The sequence below is a fragment of the Candidatus Pelagibacter sp. genome (genome assembly GCF_052049975.1).
Classification (GTDB): Bacteria; Pseudomonadota; Alphaproteobacteria; order Pelagibacterales; family Pelagibacteraceae; genus Pelagibacter.
The window spans coordinates 562456-583360 of the sequence record NZ_JBNGYZ010000001.1; the positions used below are offsets into that span (position 1 = coordinate 562456).

The 20905-nt window shown below is 27.6% G+C and carries 20 protein-coding genes, 2 tRNA genes and 1 pseudogene; 9 read left to right on the top strand and 14 right to left on the bottom strand.

The window, feature by feature from the left end:
• Window positions 1–6 precede the first annotated feature (6 nt).
• From lysA to argH, 3 genes are read right to left on the bottom strand one after another with little or no spacing between them, the layout of a single operon-like run.
• Window positions 7–1221 (bottom strand): diaminopimelate decarboxylase, encoded by a 1215-nt coding sequence (gene lysA, locus ACTT9U_RS02870; RefSeq protein WP_440931686.1) that lies wholly within the window; start codon window positions 1219–1221, stop codon window positions 7–9.
• Complete coding sequence (locus ACTT9U_RS02875; protein WP_440931687.1) at window positions 1218–1343, bottom strand: hypothetical protein; 126 nt, start codon at window positions 1341–1343, stop codon at window positions 1218–1220. The genes lysA and ACTT9U_RS02875 overlap by 4 nt, the downstream gene beginning before the upstream one ends.
• On the bottom strand, window positions 1340–2731 hold the full coding sequence (gene argH, locus ACTT9U_RS02880; protein WP_440931688.1) for an argininosuccinate lyase: 1392 nt from the start codon (window positions 2729–2731) through the stop codon (window positions 1340–1342). Before argH ends, ACTT9U_RS02875 begins: the two co-directional genes overlap by 4 nt.
• A gap of 24 nt (window positions 2732–2755) precedes the next feature.
• Here argH and ACTT9U_RS02885 point away from each other — a divergent pair, with 24 nt between their 5' ends.
• Entirely contained in the window at window positions 2756–3265 is a 510-nt protein-coding gene (locus tag ACTT9U_RS02885) for a TlpA family protein disulfide reductase (RefSeq protein WP_440931689.1), read from the top strand.
• Here ACTT9U_RS02885 and ACTT9U_RS02890 read toward each other — a convergent pair.
• On the bottom strand, window positions 3262–3465 hold the full coding sequence (locus ACTT9U_RS02890) for a twin transmembrane helix small protein (protein WP_440931690.1): 204 nt from the start codon (window positions 3463–3465) through the stop codon (window positions 3262–3264). The genes ACTT9U_RS02885 and ACTT9U_RS02890 overlap by 4 nt on opposite strands.
• A 51-nt stretch (window positions 3466–3516) precedes the next feature.
• Between ACTT9U_RS02890 and ACTT9U_RS02895 the strand changes: the two genes are divergently transcribed.
• Both ACTT9U_RS02895 and ACTT9U_RS02900 read left to right on the top strand, forming a co-directional pair.
• Window positions 3517–4161 (top strand): alpha/beta hydrolase, encoded by a 645-nt coding sequence (locus ACTT9U_RS02895; RefSeq protein ID WP_440931691.1) that lies wholly within the window; start codon window positions 3517–3519, stop codon window positions 4159–4161.
• A 48-nt stretch (window positions 4162–4209) separates the two neighbouring features.
• Window positions 4210–4776 (top strand): HNH endonuclease, encoded by a 567-nt coding sequence (locus ACTT9U_RS02900; protein WP_440931692.1) that lies wholly within the window; start codon window positions 4210–4212, stop codon window positions 4774–4776.
• Window positions 4777–4778: 2 nt separating this feature from the next.
• Here ACTT9U_RS02900 and ACTT9U_RS02905 read toward each other — a convergent pair whose 3' ends face one another.
• Genes ACTT9U_RS02905 through ACTT9U_RS02915 form a run of 3 tightly spaced genes read right to left on the bottom strand, consistent with a single transcriptional unit; the run spans window position 4779 to window position 6376 of the window.
• Window positions 4779–5321, bottom strand: coding sequence for a demethoxyubiquinone hydroxylase family protein (locus tag ACTT9U_RS02905; protein ID WP_440931693.1), 543 nt, complete (start codon window positions 5319–5321; stop codon window positions 4779–4781).
• Window positions 5305–5766 (bottom strand): disulfide bond formation protein B, encoded by a 462-nt coding sequence (locus tag ACTT9U_RS02910; protein ID WP_440931694.1) that lies wholly within the window; start codon window positions 5764–5766, stop codon window positions 5305–5307. Before ACTT9U_RS02910 ends, ACTT9U_RS02905 begins: the two co-directional genes overlap by 17 nt.
• Window positions 5767–5770: 4 nt before the next feature.
• Window positions 5771–6376, bottom strand: coding sequence for a YqaA family protein (locus tag ACTT9U_RS02915; RefSeq protein ID WP_440931695.1), 606 nt, complete (start codon window positions 6374–6376; stop codon window positions 5771–5773).
• Window positions 6377–6438: 62 nt separating this feature from the next.
• Here ACTT9U_RS02915 and ACTT9U_RS02920 point away from each other — a divergent pair.
• A tRNA-Leu gene (locus ACTT9U_RS02920) sits at window positions 6439–6523 on the top strand.
• 6 nt (window positions 6524–6529) lie between these two features.
• Window positions 6530–8216: pseudogene (locus ACTT9U_RS02925) on the top strand (AMP-dependent synthetase/ligase).
• Between the two features lie 344 nt (window positions 8217–8560).
• On the opposite strand, the gene ACTT9U_RS02930 reads toward ACTT9U_RS02925, so the two are convergent.
• The 6 genes from ACTT9U_RS02930 to ACTT9U_RS02955 form a co-directional block, all read right to left on the bottom strand.
• Window positions 8561–9406 carry a CarD family transcriptional regulator gene (locus ACTT9U_RS02930; protein ID WP_440931696.1) on the bottom strand — a complete coding sequence of 282 codons (846 nt, stop codon included), beginning with the start codon at window positions 9404–9406 and terminating at the stop codon, window positions 8561–8563.
• Complete coding sequence (gene fdxA, locus ACTT9U_RS02935; protein ID WP_440931697.1) at window positions 9375–9704, bottom strand: ferredoxin FdxA; 330 nt, start codon at window positions 9702–9704, stop codon at window positions 9375–9377. Before fdxA ends, ACTT9U_RS02930 begins: the two co-directional genes overlap by 32 nt.
• Window positions 9701–10120 carry a TerB family tellurite resistance protein gene (locus ACTT9U_RS02940; RefSeq protein ID WP_440931698.1) on the bottom strand — a complete coding sequence of 140 codons (420 nt, stop codon included), beginning with the start codon at window positions 10118–10120 and terminating at the stop codon, window positions 9701–9703. Before ACTT9U_RS02940 ends, fdxA begins: the two co-directional genes overlap by 4 nt.
• Window positions 10120–12603 carry a helicase-related protein gene (locus ACTT9U_RS02945; protein ID WP_440931699.1) on the bottom strand — a complete coding sequence of 828 codons (2484 nt, stop codon included), beginning with the start codon at window positions 12601–12603 and terminating at the stop codon, window positions 10120–10122. The genes ACTT9U_RS02940 and ACTT9U_RS02945 overlap by 1 nt, the downstream gene beginning before the upstream one ends.
• Before the next feature lie 132 nt (window positions 12604–12735).
• Complete coding sequence (locus ACTT9U_RS02950; protein WP_440931700.1) at window positions 12736–13161, bottom strand: PaaI family thioesterase; 426 nt, start codon at window positions 13159–13161, stop codon at window positions 12736–12738.
• 112 nt (window positions 13162–13273) lie between these two features.
• A tRNA-Arg gene (locus tag ACTT9U_RS02955) sits at window positions 13274–13350 on the bottom strand.
• A gap of 82 nt (window positions 13351–13432) precedes the next feature.
• Here ACTT9U_RS02955 and ACTT9U_RS02960 point away from each other — a divergent pair.
• The 4 genes from ACTT9U_RS02960 to ACTT9U_RS02975 all read left to right on the top strand — a co-directional run bounded on the left by ACTT9U_RS02960 (window position 13433) and on the right by ACTT9U_RS02975 (window position 20008).
• On the top strand, window positions 13433–14602 hold the full coding sequence (locus ACTT9U_RS02960; protein ID WP_440931701.1) for an acetyl-CoA C-acetyltransferase: 1170 nt from the start codon (window positions 13433–13435) through the stop codon (window positions 14600–14602).
• Window positions 14603–14810: 208 nt separating this feature from the next.
• Window positions 14811–17846 carry a pyruvate dehydrogenase (acetyl-transferring), homodimeric type gene (aceE, locus tag ACTT9U_RS02965; protein ID WP_440931702.1) on the top strand — a complete coding sequence of 1012 codons (3036 nt, stop codon included), beginning with the start codon at window positions 14811–14813 and terminating at the stop codon, window positions 17844–17846.
• Complete coding sequence (locus ACTT9U_RS02970; protein ID WP_440931703.1) at window positions 17846–19105, top strand: 2-oxo acid dehydrogenase subunit E2; 1260 nt, start codon at window positions 17846–17848, stop codon at window positions 19103–19105. Before aceE ends, ACTT9U_RS02970 begins: the two co-directional genes overlap by 1 nt.
• Window positions 19106–20008, top strand: a complete 903-nt coding sequence (locus tag ACTT9U_RS02975; RefSeq protein WP_440931704.1) for a DMT family transporter — start codon at window positions 19106–19108, stop codon at window positions 20006–20008.
• Here the strand turns inward: ACTT9U_RS02975 and ACTT9U_RS02980 are convergent.
• Window positions 19976–20740 carry an undecaprenyl-diphosphate phosphatase gene (locus ACTT9U_RS02980; protein WP_440931705.1) on the bottom strand — a complete coding sequence of 255 codons (765 nt, stop codon included), beginning with the start codon at window positions 20738–20740 and terminating at the stop codon, window positions 19976–19978. The genes ACTT9U_RS02975 and ACTT9U_RS02980 overlap by 33 nt on opposite strands.
• Between the last annotated feature and the right edge of the window lie 165 nt (window positions 20741–20905).

Consider the following 20905-nt stretch of genomic DNA (forward strand, 5'->3'; position numbering starts at 1 on the left):
CAAAAACTATATTAAGTCTTTGAGCTTTTGTCTCTTACTTATAATTTTAATTTTTGAACCATTTACTAAAATTTCTGATGCTTTCGGTCTCATATTATAATTAGAACTAAGCGACATACCATAAGCTCCAACATCACAAATAATTATGTAATCTTTTTCATTAAGTTTTTGAAATTGATTTGTATTCAAGAATTTATCAGTGCTTTCACAAATTGGTCCTACAAATTCATAATTTTTTTTTGATTTTTTTTTAGTCTTATTTAAAGGTAATATTCTGTGTTTTGCATTATATAGGGCTGGGCGCATAAGATCATTCATTGCAGCGTCTAATATGATGAAATCTTTTCTTGAACTTTTTTTAATATAATTAACTCTTGATAACATGATACCAGTGTCACCTATTATTGATCTGCCAGGTTCAAAAATAATTTTAGAATTGTATTTTTTTATGAATTTTTGGATTGCATTTGAGTATTTTTTCAAATTTAGTTTTTGATTCAAACCATCATAATCGATACCCATACCCCCACCTAAATCAATAAATTCAAATTGATAATTAGACTTTTTTATTACTCGATCTAAAACTTTTAACATTTTCTCATAAGGCTTATGACTCAGTATTTGGCTACCAATATGAACACTTAAGCATTTTAAATTAAGATTTTTTGATTTTTTCACATATTTTACTAGGTTTAGAAATTGATTTTCATCAATTCCAAATTTGTTCTCTTTTTTTCCAGTAGAGATTTGACTCAAAGTTTTTGCATCAGTGTTTGGATTTAAACGTATACCAATATCAATTGTTTTATTCATGGATTTAGAGATTCTCTCTATTTCTTTAATTTCACTTTCAGACTCAGTATTTATCAATAAAATTTTCTTATTAATTGAATATCTTATTTCTTCTTCTGTTTTACCCACTCCTGAAAAAACAATCTTTTTTGGGCTTATGCCTGCTTTTAAAGCTCTCATTAATTCTCCAATTGAAACAACATCAGCACCTAAACCAAATTTTTTTATTTCTTTTAGCAGAAATAAATTAGGGTTAGATTTTACTGCGAAACAAACCAATGGATTTAAAATTTGAAAATTTTTCTTAAAATTTAGAATATTATTTTTTAGTTTTGTGTATGAATAACAATAACTAGGGGTTCCGTATTTTTTGGCAATTATTTCAGCTTTAATATTTTCTATGAAAAAATTGTTATTTTTATATTTCATATTACACTAATAATTTTAGTGTTATTATTTTCTTTACTTTCTTTGTAAACAGGGTCAGCTTTTTTACCACACGTTAAAGTTAAAAAACTAAGAATGATTAATAATGTAATTTTTTTTATCATAAATTTTTCTTATATTTGACTATCATCTTTCTTATATTACTAAAAGAAGTTCCTCCAAAAGATTTTTTAGAATTTATTGAATTTTTTAAATCAAATATTGAAAGCACATCACTCGTAAACTTAGGATTGAATTTTTTTAATTCATCAAGAGTTAATTCTTTTAGTTCTTTTTTATTCTTTTCAGCATAATTAATTATAGATGCTGTTTTTTGATAAGCGTCTCTAAACGGCATAGAACAACTTTTTACTAGATAGTCCGCTAAATCTGTTGCAGTGATAAAACCAGTTTCAGCTAATTTGATCATATTCTTTTTATTTGGCGTTATATTGTTTATAACTTCATTTAAAATTTTTAAACTATCAATTAAATTATCATAAGAGGAAAAGACTAGCTGTTTATCATCTTGTAGGTCTTTAAAATATGACATTGGAAGACCTTTTAAAATGGTTAACATTGAAAAAAGATTGCCATAGGATGATCCTGTTTTACCTCGTAAAAATTCAAGAAGATCAGGATTTTTTTTCTGAGGCATAATTGAAGAACCAGTAACTATTTGATCACTTAATGAAATTAATCTAAATGCATCAGAGTTCCAAATTATTAACTCTTCAGAAATTCTTGATATATGCATAGCACATACAGATGAACTGAATAGAAAATCCAAAACAAAATCTCTATCAGAAACAGTGTCTATAGAATTGTTTGTAGGCTTTTTAAAACCAAGTTTTTTTGTTGTGTAATTTCTATCAATATTAAATGAAGTTCCAGTTAAGGCCCCAACACCAAGTGGATTTTCATTTAAATTTTCTAAATTATTATTAAATCTAGATCTATCTCTATTAAACATTTCAACAAAAGATAGTAAGTAATGAGCAAATGAAATTGGTTGAGCATTTTTTAAATGCGTAAAACCAGGCATTATTGTTTCAATATTCTTTTCGGATATTTTAATAATAGATTTAAGTAAATTTTTTATCTCATAATCTAAATTTTTTGTAGAAGATTTAATCCATAATTTAAAATCAGTTATAACCTGATCATTTCTTGATCGAGCTGTATGAATATATCCTGCTTCTTCACCAATTATTTCATAAAGTCTTTTTTCAATATTAATATGAATATCTTCATATTCTTTTTTAAAAATAAATTTTTTATTTATTATTTCTTTTTCAATTTTGTCCAACCCATAGATGATTTTATTTTTTATCTTGAAAGAAATAATTTTCTGTCTAAAGAGCATTTCAACATGGGCTTTTGATCCTAAAATATCTTCTCTAAAAAGTCGTTTATCTATATCTAAAGAGCTCCCAGCTTTTTGATATAAAACAGATGATTTCTTCTTTATTCTAGTATTCCATATTGCTTTATTGTTTTTATTATTTGCCATGTTATTTATTTATATCTTTTAATTATGAGAATTTTAATACTATATATATTTTTACTTGCAAACGTAGTAGCTGCTGAAAATTCACCATTCAAAAACATAGTCATTAATGATGAATTAAAAGTGCATGATAATCTGTATTTTTTTGATCAAGAAAATAAAAGAATTAATTTAGATGAATTTAAAGGAAAATTTGTATTATTGAATTTTTGGGCTGTTTGGTGCGCACCATGTAAAGAAGAAATGCCATCTTTGGATAAACTTAAAGTAAATAAAAAATTAAATAATATTGAGATCTTTCCAATAAATGTAGGCAATGACAGTATAGAAAAATCTAAAGAATTTTTTAAAGATCTAAACATAAAAAATTTAGAGGCATATTTTGATCCAAAAATAAATCTTGCAAGAAAGTTATCCTTAAGGGGTGTTCCAACTTCTGTGCTTGTAAATAAAAATGGTGAAGAGTTTGCAAGAATAATAGGGATAGTTGATTTTGAGGATCCGATTATAGTTGACTGGTTATCTAAATATAATTAATTCTTAAAAAAATAAGCAAACCCAACTAAGACAATAATCGCTATAAATTGAAGAAGAACTCTTAATTGCATTAATTTATTAGAATATTTTTTACTTGTGCTACCACCTTTAAATAAGGTCCCGATTCCGAGTATTAATACTACACCAACCGCGATGAGTAAGGTGATTGAAATAATTTTAACAAGAACTCCAGATATCATTTACAATTATCTTAGATTGTTTTAAAAAATATAAAACAATTTATTTAGACTATGACATTTTGCCTAAAATCTAAAATTATCAAGCCAGAAAAAGAAATTAAAAATGCAGTTATTCTTCTTCATGGTTATGGAGGAGATGGAAATGATATTAGTATGCTGTCTTTAAATTGGAAGCGTCATTTACCTAATACAATTTTTATATGCCCAAACGGACATGAAACTTGTGAAATTAATCCCTCTGGATATCAATGGTTTGATTTAACAAAAGATGACCCAAACTATATTTTGAAAGAAACAAAAAAAGCAGAGGAAATACTTAAAAAGTTTATAAATGAAATTAAAGAAGAATATAATCTAACTAATAGTAACATATGTTTGTCAGGTTTTAGTCAAGGATGCATGATGTCATTAAATGTGGGACTAACTTCTGAAGATAAATTTAGTTCCATAGTTGGTTTTTCAGGAAAAATAATAGATCAGAATGATTTAAAAAAGAGAGTCAAAAATTTAACAGATGTTTTTTTAATTCATGGTGAATTAGATGATATTGTTTCACCTACGTTTTTATTAGAAGCAAAAGATTTTCTAATAAGAGAAAAAATTAATGTAGAATCACATTTGGTAAAAAATTGTGGTCATCATATACCAATTGAAGCTTCAAGTTTAGCATTAAATTACATCTTAAAAAAAATTTAATATTTTAGTCATATTGAAAATAATTTTTAATTAAGTTATGTTTTTGATATGAACTTTATAGAACAAGATGTTTCTTTGGAAAAATGTCCTGCATTAGTTTTAAATGCAGATTATAGACCTCTGAGCTATTACCCTTTATCATTATGGTCTTGGCAGGACACAGTGAAATCAGTCTTCTTAGATAGAGTAATTATCGTAAGTAAATATGACAGGGAAATTAGAAGTCCATCTTTTAGTATGCAGTTACCAAGTGTCATTGCCTTAAAAGATTATATAGTCCCTCAAGCAAAACCAAGTTTCACGAGATTTAATGTCTTTTTAAGAGATAAATTCTCTTGCCAATATTGTGGAAGTAAAGAAGAGTTAACTTTTGATCATTTATTACCAAGATCAAAAGGCGGAGAAACAAATTGGGATAATGTTGTTACGGCTTGTTCAACATGTAATGTTAAAAAAGGTGGAAAACTTTTGAAATTTTCAGGAATGAAATTAAACCAATACCCGTATAGGCCATCAACAGAAGATCTTCATAAAAATGGAAAAAATTTTCCTCCAAACTTTCTTCATAAGAGTTGGATGGACTATTTGTATTGGGACGTTGAATTAGAAAGTTAAGGTTATATTTTTTCTGAAATATTTATAGCTATTTTAGATCCAGTTTTAATTATTTTATCCATCAAAGAATAAAGGCCTTTTTTAGTGGCTCCTTTTTCATATGCTATATCTTTATGATGAAGCTCATCATCTCTAAATTTTTTTATTTTCTTTTTTAATTCAGCTTCATCTGGGCCTAGTTGATTTATTTGATCTAAGTAATGTTTATCGATTACCTCTTCAACTGATGCTGTACATAACATTGCAGCTTTCTTTCCAATTATTGTAGAACCAAATCCTAGACCAATACCAAGTAAATCCCATAATGGTAACAATTTTGTTGGTTGAATATTTCTTTTTTTTATCTCCTCTTCAAAAAATTCACAGTGTTCTTTTTCATGAACTTTCATTTCTTCTATTATTTTTTTTAAGTTTTCATCTTTTACAACAGTGTTTAAGGCTAGCAATTGTCCTTCATAAATTTTAACAGCACCACGTTCTCCGGCATGATCTACTCTAATAAATTCTTTTAATTTTCTTTGGTCTGTTTTATTTTTGTTTTGCATAAATTTTAATTAAAATAGCAGAAATGATTACAGATAGTAATATGTTATAAGTTGTTAATGACAAACCAAATATAGTAAATGCCACGTTTTTACAGCTAATATTCATTTTTTGAAGTTCTTGGAGCAATTGTTCCTTATTTAAATTTAGATTATCCTTTGTGCTACAGACAAAAGATTCTTCAACAAATCCTTGTTCAATTCCAAAATGATAAATTGATAATAAAGCTCCAGCAATAAAAATAACAATTAATAATAAAAGTGTATATTTATCATTAAATTTAATTTTAAAATTAGCTAAAATTATAATTATACTTAAAGCGTAAGGAATTCTTTCTAATAAACAAAGATTGCATGGTTGATAACCTAAAAAATACTCAATAAAATAAGCTGAAGTCAAAGCTAATATTGAAACAACTAAAATACTAAAATAAATTTTTTTTACCATCTTTCTAAGATGTATGTTTAAAAACGTATATTACAACTGCGAATATAAATACCAAAACAACTCCAATCATAGTGAACCATTTCGAACCATGGCTTTCCATAAATTTAGTGAATAAATGTCCAAATTTAAAAGAAAGATATGAAATTATAAAAAATCTTAAGCCTCTTGAAATGATACTTACGATTATAAAAACAAAAAGATTAAATCCAACAAGACCACTAGCAATCGTAAAAACTTTATATGGTAATGGGGTAAAACCAGCTAAAAATAAAATTCCTAGCCAAGCAAAAAAACCTGCACCTTGACTTAAATCATTTTTGATTTTAATCATTTTTTCTTCATATCCATACAAATTGATTATTTGAGAAGCAAAATCAAAAAAGAATGATCCAATGAAATATCCAAAAATTCCACCTAATACTGAAAAAATAGTAGCGATTAAAAAAATTTTAAAAAATTCTCTCTTTCTAGAGAATACCATTGGAATAATCATCACATCTGGCGGAATTGGAAAAAATGAACTCTCAATAAATGAAACAAGTCCTAAAAAAAATTTTGAACTTTTATGAGCGGCTAGATCTAAGCATTTTTTGTATAATGAATTAAGCATTTTTTTTGTTTTAATATAAAAATTCTTCTTATACTATTTATATTTATTATATTAGATTTAAAGGGCGAATGGCGGAACTGGTAGACGCGCACGACTCAAAATCGTGTTTCGCAAGAAGTGAGAGTTCGATTCTCTCTTCGCCCACCATTACTTATGAATATAAATAAATTAAATAATCTCTTAGAATTATTTTATACGCAGTATCAATTAAGCAATAAAAATGAAATTTTTTTAACATCTCTTAAACAAAAAAAATCTTTTTCATGGGAAGAAACATTCCAATCAGTAATCAAACTTTCATCCAAAATTTCATCAATAATACAAAAAGGAGATAGATGTTTATTAATTTCAGAAAATAGGCCAGAATGGATGATTTCTGATTTGTCTATAATGTTATCAAAAGGAATAACAGTACCTTCATACACTACATACACAGAAAGAGATTATGAATATATAATTAATGATTGCAAACCATCACTAATATTAGTTTCTAATAATGAATTATTTAAAAAAATAAAAAATCATATTAAAAATAGTGATTTCATAAAAAAGATAATTTCATTTGATCAAATAGAAGACAAAGAAAATAAAATAGAAAACATTAATTCAATTTTTGAAGAGAACAATACAAAAGAAACAAACTTCTTAAACCTGGACATTAAAAGAAAAGATACGTCGTGTATAATCTATACCTCAGGAACTCAAGGTGATCCAAAAGGGGTAATGTTAAGTCACGGAGGAATCTTAAATAACTGTGAAGGAGCCTATACTTTATTAAAAGAATTCGTTTCAAATAAACCTCATTTTTTAACTTGGTTACCGTTATCGCATTCATATGAGCACACAGTTCAATTTGTCCAAATGGCTGTGGGTGCAAAGGTTTATTATGCTGAAAGTATAGATAAGTTGATAAAAAATATGAGTGACTGTAATCCTGAAATAATGACGGCAGTACCAAGATTTTATCAAAATTTATATCAAAAAATTAATTCAACATTTAATAAGGTGGAAGGATTTAAAAAGAAAATAATTAATACAACAATAAATCTTGGTAAGAAAAAATTTGAATTTCGTAGAAAAAATGCAAAATTTTTTTTGCGAAATATTAGTAAGAAAAAAAATAAAGAAGCAATTTGGAGGATCACTAAAAGCATTTATATCTGGAGGTGGAGCTTTAGATAAAGAAGTTGGTTTATTTTTAAATTCAATAGGATTGCCAACTTTACAAGGTTATGGACTCACTGAAACATCACCTGTTGTAAGCTGTAATCCCATTCATGATATTAGAATAGAAACAGTTGGCCCTCCTTTTCCAGGAAATGAGGTGAAAATAGCAGAGGATGGAGAAATTCTTGTAAAAGGAGAAAATGTAATGCAAGGATATTGGAAGAAAGAAAAAGAAACTAAAGAAATTCTGAAAGATGGCTGGTTATATACTGGAGATATTGGTGTAATAAAAAATGGTTTTTTGAAAATAACAGATAGAAAAAAAGATATCTTAATTTCACCAGGAGGTGACAATATTTCTCCAATAAAAATTGAAAATGATTTAACAAAAATTGATTTTATAGAACAAGCTTTAGTGTATGGAGACGGCAAACCATATTTAGTAGCATTAATTGTTTTGAATAAAGAAAAACAAAATCAAATAAATAATGAATTAATCCAAAAAGAAATTGAAATAGTAAATAAAAATTTATCTAAAGTTGAAATGATTAAAAAATTTTTCATCATAAAAGATCAATTTACAATTGAAAATGAAATGATGACACCAACATTAAAGTTAAAAAGATTTAAGATAATAAAAAAATATAAAGAACGATTAGAAAAACTTTATTAAAATAATAAGTTATTATTCGCATAAACACTTACTTTTTTTAAAAATAAAAAAATAAAAAAAAATTTTTAAAAATAAAAAATTTTTCTAAAATTTAGGTTTTAATTAAACAATTGACATAGGTGTTATAAAAAAATAAAAATAAGTTAAGAGCGAATCATTTTGATTCGTTAATTAAAAAAAGGGAGCTAAAGATGCCTAAGAAAAGAAAAAAAGCGGCAAAGAAAACTAAGAAAAAAGCTAAGAAAAAAGCTAAGAAGAAGGCTAAAAAGAGAAGAAGATAGTCTCTTAGTATTCTTAAACAAAAACGCTTCTCATAACGATTTACGTGTGAGAGGCGTTTTTTTTTAGTCTTCTATTGGATCTTCTTCATCACCAATAGGTTCTTCTATTGGCATTTTAATTGCAGAACTTTTAGTTTCAGTTACTTCTGGTTGCGGTTGTTTACCAGTGTTCCTTTTAAGTGCTTTATCTAATTTTTTTTGTGTATCTTCAACAGATAAATTTAATATCATTTGAAACTCAGTTTGCATTCTGTCGTAAGCTTTTTCAAATAATTGTCTTTCTGAATACGATTGGTCAACCATAAGATCATCTCCTTTATTAAGATCTCTTACAACTTCTGCTAATTCATATATTTTTCCTGAAGAAATTTTGGCCTCATATTCTTGTGCTCTTCTACTCCACATAGATCTTTTAATTTTTGGCTTACTTTTTAAAATTGATATGCATTTATTAACTTGATTAATAGTTGCTAGAGGTCTTAAATGAGACTGTTTATTGACAGGAACCATCCCGTTCGCTTTGTCTTTTTCAAATTTTATTATATAAGTCTCAACGTCAATTCCGCCAATATTAATTTTCTTAAATTCAGTGATTTGTCCAACACCATGTTTAGGGTAAACAACGTAATCTTTTACTTTATATTCTCTTTTTTCAGTTTCCTGTTTTTTTACTTTAATAATTTCTGGTTTTACTTCATTTGATTTTGAAATCCTTAAACCATCAGCTGATTTATTTTCTGTTTTGTTATCAGCTTTTTTTATAGATTTTTTTGGTAAAGATTTTGTAATTTTTTTTGCTTTTTTTACTTTTTTTACAGCGACTTTTTTTGCCTTAGGTTTATCTTTTGCTTTTTTTGTAACTTTTTTTGCTTTTTTTTTATTCAAGATTTTCTTTAAAATATTTTTCATATTTATCTTTTACGTCTTTAAATTTATCATGATCCACTGGAGGATCTTTTTTTTCATTTATATTTGGCCAAATTTCAGAATATTTTTTATTTAAATCTAACCATTTTTCACTACCTGGTTCTGTATCGGCTGTAATTGCATCTACCGGACACTCAGGTTCGCAAACGCCACAATCTATACACTCATCAGGCTTAATTACAAGCATATTTTTCCCTTCATAAAAACAATCTACCGGACAGACTTCAACACAATCCATTAATTTGCATTTAATACATTTATCATTAACAATATAAGTCATTTGATAACCTCACTCTTAATTCTCTCTTTAATATCTCCCATAATCTTACTGTCAATATACAAAAGACCAGCCAATCTTCTCATTAAATTAGTTTCATAAATATCAGCATTTTGATTAGAATAAATAATCTTCCATAATGCTTCTATTATTTTTATTTTATTTTCTTCAGATAAATTTTTCGCTTCTTTAGTAAATTCAAGAATTTGATTTGAATTCTCTTCTTCTTTAATTGATATAGCTATCAATTCATCAATATTTTTAGAACTTGCACCTAAAGAAATAAGTGTTTTTTTTATTATATTTTCTTCAATTTCTGAATAATCTTCGTCAATTTTAGCCGCATGTATAAGCAGTGAACCAATTTTACTTAATGGGAATTTTTTTTCGTCGATTTTAGTTTTTTTATTAAAAAACATTAATTATTTAGATTTAAATTTTTAAGTATTTGAAAAGGATTTTCTTTTGTAGTTACATTTTTTATAAATTTCTTTCTTTTTTTATTAGGAGCGTACTTGAAAAAAATTTCATTATCTTTTTCATTAATTGAGTAGTTCATTTTTTTTAAAAGGTTTACAAAATTATCTTTACTACAACCAAGTAAATTTAACATTTCAGGAACTACTTTTATTTCCTTATTTTGTTCAGTGTTTGTATTAATTATTTGCATAAATAATCTTTCAAGTATGTCAATTCTTACAAATAGATTATCAAATTTCTCAAATCCGCATAATAGCATGAAGTTTCTATTATTTTTTTCTTTTTCCTCAATAAAGTTCAATCCAAATGTTGGTGGTTTAAGTTTAAAGTATTTTTGATGAAAAGTTTTCCATAATAGAGTTCTTAATTTTACAGCTTCAGGCTTAATTAATTTAAACAAATAAATATGATATCTTCCAAATTTAACTCCAATTTCTCTTAATATTTTTCTTTCCTCTTGGCCTAATTTGCTTAGATAATCCGAAACTTGATCTCTTTTGAGTACCCCATTATTTTCATAAAGTTGATAGGCCAAAGCTTTTATTGATGAATTATTTTGATTTATATTTTTTAAATCAATTAAGCTTTTTAATTCTGAATTTATTTTTTCATTTAACCATTTAATTAAAAAATCATTGAGTTTTTGTCTTTGTTTTTGTTCTAGCATTTCATCAATAGCTAATTCTATACTTGGAGATAAGTAATCTTTTCCTTTATTGATTTTTGCTATTGAAAATTTATTCCAATAAATTTTGGTATCATCTTTGAGTTCTAATATTTTAGTTTCTATAATGTTATCAATTCTTTTTTCAAGCTCAGGACTGACAGATTGCCTAGCAGCTTTTTTGAGTGATTTTATATCAGTTTCAAGAGCACCTTGTTTTAAGTCTAGCTCAAGTTTTAAACCATTTATTTTGCCAATATAATGACCATCAATTTTTACATCATCGTTTTGAAGTATTTCAGTTTTAAATTCCATATCTTGTTTTAATCCTCTAGCTAGAACACTCGCTCTTTTATCAATAAAAGTTTTTGTAAGTTCTTCATGTAATCTGTCTGATAATTTATCTTCTAAATTTTTTGTTTTTTCTATCCAATAATCTTGATTTTCTACCCAATTATTTTTATTGGAAACATAAGACCAAGTTCGAACATTTGCAATTCTATTTGATAAAGAATCTACATTTCCCTCTAATTTATCCAATTTCATTAGTTGAATTCTCATATAATCTTCAGGTATTTTTCCTTTTTCGCTATTTAAGAATTTAAATACGTTTCCAATTACTTCATAATGATTACCATATGTTTTTTTAACAAAATCTGGAATTTGACAGCATTCCCATAAGAGGGACAAAGTCTTGTTATTCAAGTCAACATTTTCTAAATTTTTATCTTTTAAAAAAAATTTTAAAGCTTTTTCATCTTCACACTCATGTATTTTTCTTAACCAATCTTGATAAGGTTTTTGCTCTAGCGATTTGAGTAAAGAAGATGAATTATTAAAATTCAGATTAGAGTTTCTCCAAAATAAAGTTCTAATTTCCTCAAATTTGTGATTTTCTATTAGATCTACTTCCTCAGCACTAATCTCTTTACAATCTCCAGTAATGCCAAAACTTCCATTATTTAGATACCTACCCGCCCTACCTGCAATTTGTCCTATTTCTGATAAATTTAATTTTCTTAACTTTCTTCCATCAAATTTTTTTAAATTTGAAAAATAAACGAAGTCTAAATCCATATTTATACCCATCCCAATAGCATCAGTTGCAACTAGAAAATCAACGTCACCTGATTGATAGAGTTCTACTTGAGCATTTCTTGTTTTGGGACTTAATGAGCCCATTACAATTGCGGCACCTCCTTTTTGCCTTCTAATTAGCTCAGCAATTGCATAAACTTCTTCAGCAGAAAAAGCAATTATGGCTGTTTTTCTGTTTATTCTTGATATTTTTTTATGACCTACATAGGTTAATTTTGAAAGTCTTTCACGATTAATAAATTCAATATCATCATCTAATTTTGAAATAATATTTTTAATTGTGTTTGATCCCATTAACATAGTAAGTTTTTCACCCCTCATATTGAGCAGACGATCTGTAAAAATATGTCCTCTTTCATGATCCGCACACATTTGAATTTCATCAACACCAACAAATTCAACTTGTTTATCAATTGGCATCGACTCTACAGTGCATAAAAAATATTTAGCATTTGAGGGAATAATTTTTTCTTCACCGGTAATTAAAGCAACTTTATCTAAGCTAGTTTTTTTAATTACTTTTTCATAAACTTCTCTAGCAAGAAGTCTTAGTGGAAATCCAATTATACCACTCTCAAATGAAAGCATAGTTTCAATAGCTAAATGGGTTTTTCCTGTATTAGTTGGACCTAAAACTGCAGTTAATTTATTTTTTTTCATTTTCTATCTTTGGTATACTAATTTTTTTTAGTACTAGATATAGTAAGTCCAAAAGAACAAAAATAGTCTAAAACATGGCCGAATCATTAGAACAAATGTTCTCATTTTAAAATTTCTTATCTTAATTAAAAATTAACCACCTGGTCCTAATTCAGAAGGTTTGATTTTTAATATTTTCCAAACACCACTTGCTGATGCAATTAAAGTATTATTATTTTTTAACTCACAATCCAAAAAAACAAGAGTATTAGTTTTTTTTTGAATATTAACAGTTCCAATAATCTCATCACCAGCTCTAGACGCACCAATATATTTAATATCTAGAGAAATAGTTACACATGGAGCGTTGTTTGAAACTCTATGTGCAGCAGTACCAGCTCCAGCATCAATAATAGCCGCTAAATATCCACCATGAGTTATACTAGCAACATTAAGATGATTTTCAGTTATAGTTGATTTAAATTCATATTTGTTTTCAGAAACTTTTCGAAACATAAGTCCACCATTATGTTTCATAAAGCCTGGTTTTTTACTTATTTGTTCAAAATTATCTGACATACAATTAAAGAATTAAAGTTAACAACAATAAAACAAAAAAAATAATTCCAAAAAAATAGATCACTGAATTTTGTAGTGATGATTTTAATAACCAATCAAACATAATATTTTATGGTGCGCCTGCTAGGAGTCGAACCCAGAACCTCCTGGTCCGTAGCCAAGCGCTCTATCCAATTGAGCTACAGGCGCTTTTAAATTCCTTATTTAATTTAATAATAATTATTTATAATGTAATTTAATATTAAAACTATTAGAAAATAGGTCAAAATTGATGCATGAAATTGTTATAGTTAAAGCATTACGTACACCAATAGGTACTTACAAAGGTTCTCTAAAAAATATAAGTGCTGACAAGCTTGGTGCTGAGATTATTAAAAACTTAATTCTACAGTCAAATTTATCGAAAGATGAGATTGATGAAATAATTTTAGGTCAAGTTTTAACAGCTGGAGGAGGTCAAAATCCAGCAAGGCAAGCTTCAATAAATAGTGGTTTACCAGTTTCAAAACCAGCACATATTATTAATCAGGTTTGTGGTTCTGGTTTAAGAGCAATTGTTTCTGGTTATCAATCAATTATGCTTAATGATGCAAAAATTGTTATTGCTGGAGGACAAGAAAATATGTCTAAAGCACCTCATTCAATTTTTTTTAGAGAGAAAAAAAAATTAGATGAAGATGAATTAAGTGACACCATGATAAATGATGGTTTAATTGATGCTTTCAATAATTATCATATGGGAGTCACAGCTGAAAATATTGCTAAAAAATTTAAGATTTCAAGAGATCAACAGGATGAATATGCTTTAAATTCACAATTCAAAGCAAAAAAAGCAATCGATGAAGAACTTTTTAAAAGTGAATTAATAAAAATTTCTGATCAAAATAATTCAATAATATTAGAAGAAGATGAACATCCAAGAACGGATTTAAAAATCGCTGATTTAAAGAAGTTAAGTACTGTTTTCAAAAAAAATGGAACCGTTACACCAGGAAATTCCTCAGGAATTAATGATGGTGCTGCAGGAGTAATTATAACTACAAAAAAAATAGCTGAGTCAAAAAATTTAGAAATATTAGGAAAAATTGTTTCTTGGAGTTCAGTTGGGGTTGATCCATCATTAATGGGCTTAGGACCAATTGATGCAATTAGAATTGCATTAAAAAAAGCTAATTGGAAAATTGAAGATGTTGATTTGTTTGAAATAAACGAAGCTTTTGCAGCTCAAAGTATTGCAGTTATCAACGTACTAAATTTAAAGCATGACAAAATAAATGTAAATGGTGGTGCTATTGCGTTAGGTCATCCAATAGGTGCTTCTGGAGCAAGAGTTGTTGTCACATTGCTACACGAAATGAAAAGAAGAAATGTTAATAAAGGTTGTGTTTCACTATGTATTGGTGGTGGTATGGGAATAGCGATGTGTTTTGAAAGAAATTAAAAGTTAAAAACTATTTTTGAATTTTTCTGTCAGTAAACTTTTTTGTATCCAAAATTTAGCGTCCAAAGTGTTAATTTTTGAATTCCATAATTTATTTAAGAATTTTTTTATCATTATTCTAATTTCTTTAGAAAGATTGTCAGAAAAATGTACAGATTGTGTTATATTTAGACACAATTAAAATTTAAAGTGTATAAATCTTTTCAAAATGAAGAATAAATTATTAGTACCAGACATTGGAGATTTTGAAAATGTTGAGGTTATAGAGCTCCTTGTTAAAGAAGGTGATCAATTAAGTGAAAATGATCCTGTTGTTACAATAGAAAGTGATAAATCAAGTGTAGAAATACCATCCACACTAAGCGGAAAAATAGAGGAAATAAATATAAAAATTGGTGACAAAGTTTCAAAAGGGGATTTATTATTAACATTAAGTTCATCTAATAAAAATAAAAAAAATGATGATGTTCCTAAAAATACTGAAAATTTAATTTTAGAAGCTGAAAAAGCTATTTCAAATGAAAACAATGAAAAAGAAAAAATTATATTAGAAAAAAATAATATAAGAGAAATCATTCAAGTTGTGAATGATGCTGATAACGATCCTTTAGAAACACAAGATTGGATAGAGTCACTTAATGCGGTGATACAAAAACAAGGAAATCAAAGAGCACATTATTTAATTAAAGAGTTAATCAACAAAGCTTATATGGAAGGCGCAAATATTCCATATACACAAAATACACCCTACATAAATACTATTCCAGCCAATGAAGAAAAAAAATCTAATGGTGATCAAAACATAGAGAGAAGAATTAGATCATTTATTAGATGGAATGCAGCTGCGATGGTTGTAAGAGCCAATAAGAAATTTCCAGAATTAGGAGGACACATAGGAACTTTTGCGTCAGCAGCTACACTGTATGATGTTGGTATGAATCATTTTTGGAGAGCTAAAAATAATAAATTTGGTGGAGACTTAGTTTATTTTCAAGGTCACAGTGCACCAGGCATGTATGCCAGAGCTTTTCTTGAAGGAAGATTAAGTGAAAAACAATTAGATTCTTTTAGACAAGAGGTAAAACCTGGTGGATTGTCATCTTATCCACATCCATGGCTAATGCCTGATTTTTGGCAATTCCCTACAGTCTCTATGGGCTTAGGACCAATGATGGCTATTTATCAAGCAAGGTTTATGAAATATTTGATTAACCGTGGATTAATTAAAGATGAAGGAAGAAAAGTTTGGGCTTTTCTTGGTGATGGTGAAATGGATGAACCAGAGTCTCTTGGCGCTATAGGTTTAGCTTCTAGAGAAAATTTAGACAATTTAATCTTTGTAGTTAATTGTAATCTTCAACGATTAGATGGTCCAGTTAGAGGTAATGGCAAAATTATTCAAGAATTAGAGGGAATATTTAGGGGTGCTGGTTGGAATGTTATAAAAGTTATTTGGGGATCTTATTGGGATCAATTATTAGCTAATGATAAAACAGGACATCTTGTAAAAATTATGAATGAGACTGTTGATGGTGAATACCAAGCTATGAAAGCTAGAGACGGTTCATACGTGAGAGAAAAATTTTTTGGAAAATATTCTGAAACATTAGATTTAGTTTCAAGTATGTCTGATAAAGATATTTGGAGATTAAATAGAGGTGGTCACGATCCTCATAAAGTATATGCCGCTTATGATAAAGCGATGAAGAGCAATGGAAAACCCACAGTCATTATAACTAAAACTATTAAAGGCTATGGAATGGGAAAATCGGGTGAAAGTGTAAATACTACACACCAAACAAAGAAATTAGATATAGATGACTTGATGTATTATAGAGATAGATTTGATGTTCCTTTAACAGATGAACAAGTTAAAAATATAGAATATTATAAACCCAGTGAAAATTCTCCAGAGATTAAGTACATAAAAGAAAAAAGAATGAAGCTAGGAGGTTTTATTCCTGAGAGAACTAGTTTTGCAAAATCTATTAAAGCACCACCCAAAAACATTTTTGACAATATGAAAGAGACAACTGGTGAAAAAGAAATGTCTACAACTATGGCTCTTGTCAGAATGTTAACAAGTATATTGAGAGATAAGAATGTTGCACCAAGACTAGTGCCAATTATTCCTGATGAAGCAAGAACGTTTGGTATGGAAGGTTTTTTTCAAAAAATAGGTATTTATGCGCATGAAGGCCAAAAATACGAACCAGAAGATGCTGCTCAGTTGAGTTCTTATAGAGAAGATAAAAGTGGTCAGGTTTTAGAGGAAGGTATTAATGAGGCTGGAGCAATGTCATCTTGGATTGCGGCAGGAACTTCTTATACAAATCATGATATCGAAATGATTCCTATTTATTTATTTTACTCAATGTTTGGATTTCAAAGAATTGGAGACTTGGCGTGGGCCGGTGCTGATAGTCAATCAAGAGGTTTCTTAATTGGTGCTACCGCAGGAAGAACAACGCTTGCAGGTGAAGGCTTACAACATCAGGACGGTCATAGTCATTTAATGGCATCCACAATACCAAACTGTATTTCATATGATCCTACTTATCATTATGAATTAGCTGTAATTTTCAGAGAAGGTCTTAAAAGAATGCATGAAAAGAAAGAAAATATTTTTTATTACATTACTACGATGAATGAAAATTACCCACATCCAGCCATTCCTAAAAATAAAGATTGTGAAGAGGGTATCTTGAAAGGCATATATAAAATTAAAGAATTTAACAAACATAAGAAAACAAAAATTCAATTTTTAGGCTCAGGTACAATTTTGAGAGAGATGATTGCTGGTGCTGAAATTCTTCAAAAAGAATATCAAATTGATAGTGAAGTATGGAGTGTTACAAGTTTTAATGAATTAAGAAGAGATGGCATGGAAACAGAAAGATTTAATTTACTTAATCCTGATAAAGATCAAAAAATTTCTTATGTTGAAAAATGTCTTGGAAAAACTGAAGGACCTATTTTAGCAGCATCTGATTACATGAGGGCAAACTCAGACCAAATTAGACCTTATATTGATAAAAGCTTTTATTCATTAGGAACAGATGGTTTTGGAAGAAGTGATACTAGGAAAAATTTAAGAAATTTTTTTGAAGTAGATAAAGAGCATATAGTTGCTTATGGTCTAAGTGTTCTATCTAGAGAACAGCTTATTGCTTCTAAATATGCGGCAGAGGCTATAAAAAAATATAAAATAAACCCAGATAAAAAAATCCCTACAAAATTATAATGTCACTAAATGAAATAAAAGTTCCAAATATAGGAGATTTTAAAGATGTTGAGGTAATTGAGGTATTAGTCAAAGAAGGTGATGAGATTAAAAAAAATGATCCTTTGATTACAATTGAAAGTGATAAATCTAGTGTTGAAATTCCAAGCACTATAGATGGTAAAATTATTAAGCTAAATTGTAAAATTGGTGACAAAGTTTCAGAGGGAGACAGTATTTTAAGTATTGAAAACAATACCAAATCTAATGAACAACCACTCAAAAGGGATGAACCAAAGAAAGAAAAAAAGATCATTCAAAAACAAACTGAAGAAGTAAAAGCAAGTTCAGTTGTAGAGTTAAATACGGATAGTGGTATCGTTTTAGCATCGCCAAAAACCCGGAAATTTGCCAGAGAACTAGGAGTAAACATTAACTTAATAAAAGGCAGTCAGTTAAAAGGAAGAGTAGATGAAACTGATATAAAAAAATTTATTTCATCTGGAAATAACAATTTAAATCGTGAAGAGAAAAAAAATAAAAAGTTAGAATTAGAATTTCAACATAATGAATTTGGGTCAATTGAAGTAAAAGACATTCCTCGAGTTAAAAAACTAGCATCTACCTACCTATCAAATTCTTGGTCTAATATTCCTCACGTAACAAATCATGATGAGGCAGATATAACTGAACTGGAAAATTTTAGAGCTTCTTTGACAGATATTTATACTGGAGAAAAAAAAAAGATAACTCCATTAGCGTTTATTGTTAAAGCCCTAACCGCATCATTAAAAAAATTTCCTAGTTTTAACTCTTCAATTGATGAAATTGAAAATGGAAAAATGACATTAAAAAAATATTTTCATATAGGTATTGCTGTTGATACTAAGCATGGTTTGATGGTGCCTAAATTAAGAAACGCAAATAACAAAAGTATATCTAATATAGCTGCTGAGCTAAAAAATTTGAGTGAATTATGTAAAAATCTTAAAATAGATAAAAAAGAATTATTTGGCGGATCTATGACCATTACAAGCTTAGGAGGTATCGGTGGTTCATTTTTTACTCCTATTATTAATTATCCAGAAGTTGCCATTTTAGGGATTGGTAAAGCAGAAAAAAAGCAGAAATTTATAAATGGAAAGTTTGAAACAAGAACAATTCTACCAATTTCACTATCATATGATCACAGAATAATTGATGGTGCTGAAGCAGCGAGATTTAATAATGATTTAAAAGAAAATCTTGGTAAAAATTTTGCGTATAAACTTGCTGTTTAAATGTCTAAATCAATATCTTTATTTAGTGCTTTATTATGTACCTTCATATGGGGAACAACATTTATTGCTCAAGACATTGGAATGGACGATATTGGTCCGTTCACATTCAACTCTGTAAGGTTTTTTGTAGGTTTTTTGGCTATTCTTCCATTGGTTTTTCTCTTCGAAACAAAAAAATATAGTTTTGAATTTAAAAAAGATAAAAAACTTCTTCTAAGATTAACTATTATAATTGGGTTTTCTTTATTTTTTGGTTCAGCTTTACAACAAGTTGCCCTGTTATACACAGATGTTGCAAATGCAGCTTTCTTTACAATATTTTATGTTCCTCTTGTTCCAATTATAGTTTTTTTATTCAGAAAGAAAAAAATTCATTGGAGTGTTTGGCCATCAGTTTGTTTATGTTTGATTGGAGGATATCTATTAACAAATTTTTTTGATGCAACTGTAAGACTTGGAGATAGTTTAGTAATATTAGGAGCGCTTTTTTGGAGTTTTCACATCATTTACACTGACATATTTATTAAAAAATTTAATTTACCTTTAACTCTAGGAGCTGCACAAACATTGATTGTAGCGTTGTTATCTTTTGTTGTTGGCTCAATATATGAAGAATTTATCTTAATAAATATCTTAAAGGAAATAGTACCAATTTTATATGCAGGAATATTGTCTGGTGGTTTTGCATTTGTTTTACAAATTTATGCACAAAAAAATATTTCCCCAGCACCTGCTGCAATTATATTTTCTTTAGAAGGAGTTTTTGCAACTATAGCTGCGTGGATTATTTTGAGTCAAATTCTTGAAATAAATAATATTCTGGGCTGTATATTTATTTTGTGTGGAGTTTTGATTTCACAACTTGTTCCTTTAATAAATCAAAAAAAGCAGAACCAAACCTAAAGTTATTCTATAAACAACAAATATATTCAAAGAAAATTTCTTTATAAATTCAAGAAAAAACTTCACTGTAATGAATGAAAAAAAGAATGATAAGACTATTGCTAAAATAACTAAATAATTAAACTCTACATTTTGTTTTAAAATATCATTAAAACTTAAAACACTAGCTCCACATAAAGCTGGTATTGATAATAAAAAAGACATTTTTGCAGAATCTATCCTGTTATATTTTAAAAACCTTGCACCAGTAATTACTATGCCTGATCTGCTAACACCTGGAATTAATGATAATACTTGAAATAAACCTATGATAAAAATTGATTTCATCGATAATTCTTTGTCAATTGATAATTCTAATTTATTTTTATCTGCAAAATATAGTAAAATTCCAAAAGTAATTGTTGTCCAGGCAATTATCTTTACATCTCTTAAAATCTCGATAACGCCTGTAATATAAATTACAAAACCGAACACTATTAAAGGCATTGAACCAAAAAAAATTAAAGAAAGAAATTTTTTATTTGTTTTAAAATTAAAAATATCGTTTTTATAAACGAACAGTATTGCAAACAAAGAACCAAGATGAAGACTGATGTCTATTAGAAGAGAACTTGATTTAAATTCGTATAATGTAGATACAATTATTAAATGTGAAGAAGAGCTAATGGGGAGAAATTCTGATACACCTTGAATTAGAGAGAGAATAAAAATTTCTATTATATTTTCTAACATTTAAAATTTTTCGTACCTTATAAAAATTTAATAACAACAATACAATTTAAGCATATTAGGTATGCAAAATTTAAATTAATCATATTTTTCAATAAAAAATGATTATTTTAAGTCAATAATATTGACCTTTATTTTACTTTATATTGAATTTTCAATGTATATGTT

Coding starts and splice junctions, on each gene's coding strand:
- lysA (WP_440931686.1), bottom strand. CDS start 1,221: ATGAAATATAAAAATAACAATTTTTTCATAGAAAATATTAAAGCTGAA.
- ACTT9U_RS02875 (WP_440931687.1), bottom strand. CDS start 1,343: ATGATAAAAAAAATTACATTATTAATCATTCTTAGTTTTTTAACTTTA.
- argH (WP_440931688.1), bottom strand. CDS start 2,731: ATGGCAAATAATAAAAACAATAAAGCAATATGGAATACTAGAATAAAG.
- ACTT9U_RS02885 (WP_440931689.1), top strand. CDS start 2,756: ATGAGAATTTTAATACTATATATATTTTTACTTGCAAACGTAGTAGCT.
- ACTT9U_RS02890 (WP_440931690.1), bottom strand. CDS start 3,465: ATGATATCTGGAGTTCTTGTTAAAATTATTTCAATCACCTTACTCATC.
- ACTT9U_RS02895 (WP_440931691.1), top strand. CDS start 3,517: ATGACATTTTGCCTAAAATCTAAAATTATCAAGCCAGAAAAAGAAATT.
- ACTT9U_RS02900 (WP_440931692.1), top strand. CDS start 4,210: ATGAACTTTATAGAACAAGATGTTTCTTTGGAAAAATGTCCTGCATTA.
- ACTT9U_RS02905 (WP_440931693.1), bottom strand. CDS start 5,321: ATGCAAAACAAAAATAAAACAGACCAAAGAAAATTAAAAGAATTTATT.
- ACTT9U_RS02910 (WP_440931694.1), bottom strand. CDS start 5,766: ATGGTAAAAAAAATTTATTTTAGTATTTTAGTTGTTTCAATATTAGCT.
- ACTT9U_RS02915 (WP_440931695.1), bottom strand. CDS start 6,376: ATGCTTAATTCATTATACAAAAAATGCTTAGATCTAGCCGCTCATAAA.
- ACTT9U_RS02930 (WP_440931696.1), bottom strand. CDS start 9,406: ATGAAAAATATTTTAAAGAAAATCTTGAATAAAAAAAAAGCAAAAAAA.
- fdxA (WP_440931697.1), bottom strand. CDS start 9,704: ATGACTTATATTGTTAATGATAAATGTATTAAATGCAAATTAATGGAT.
- ACTT9U_RS02940 (WP_440931698.1), bottom strand. CDS start 10,120: ATGTTTTTTAATAAAAAAACTAAAATCGACGAAAAAAAATTCCCATTA.
- ACTT9U_RS02945 (WP_440931699.1), bottom strand. CDS start 12,603: ATGAAAAAAAATAAATTAACTGCAGTTTTAGGTCCAACTAATACAGGA.
- ACTT9U_RS02950 (WP_440931700.1), bottom strand. CDS start 13,161: ATGTCAGATAATTTTGAACAAATAAGTAAAAAACCAGGCTTTATGAAA.
- ACTT9U_RS02960 (WP_440931701.1), top strand. CDS start 13,433: ATGCATGAAATTGTTATAGTTAAAGCATTACGTACACCAATAGGTACT.
- aceE (WP_440931702.1), top strand. CDS start 14,811: ATGAAGAATAAATTATTAGTACCAGACATTGGAGATTTTGAAAATGTT.
- ACTT9U_RS02970 (WP_440931703.1), top strand. CDS start 17,846: ATGTCACTAAATGAAATAAAAGTTCCAAATATAGGAGATTTTAAAGAT.
- ACTT9U_RS02975 (WP_440931704.1), top strand. CDS start 19,106: ATGTCTAAATCAATATCTTTATTTAGTGCTTTATTATGTACCTTCATA.
- ACTT9U_RS02980 (WP_440931705.1), bottom strand. CDS start 20,740: ATGTTAGAAAATATAATAGAAATTTTTATTCTCTCTCTAATTCAAGGT.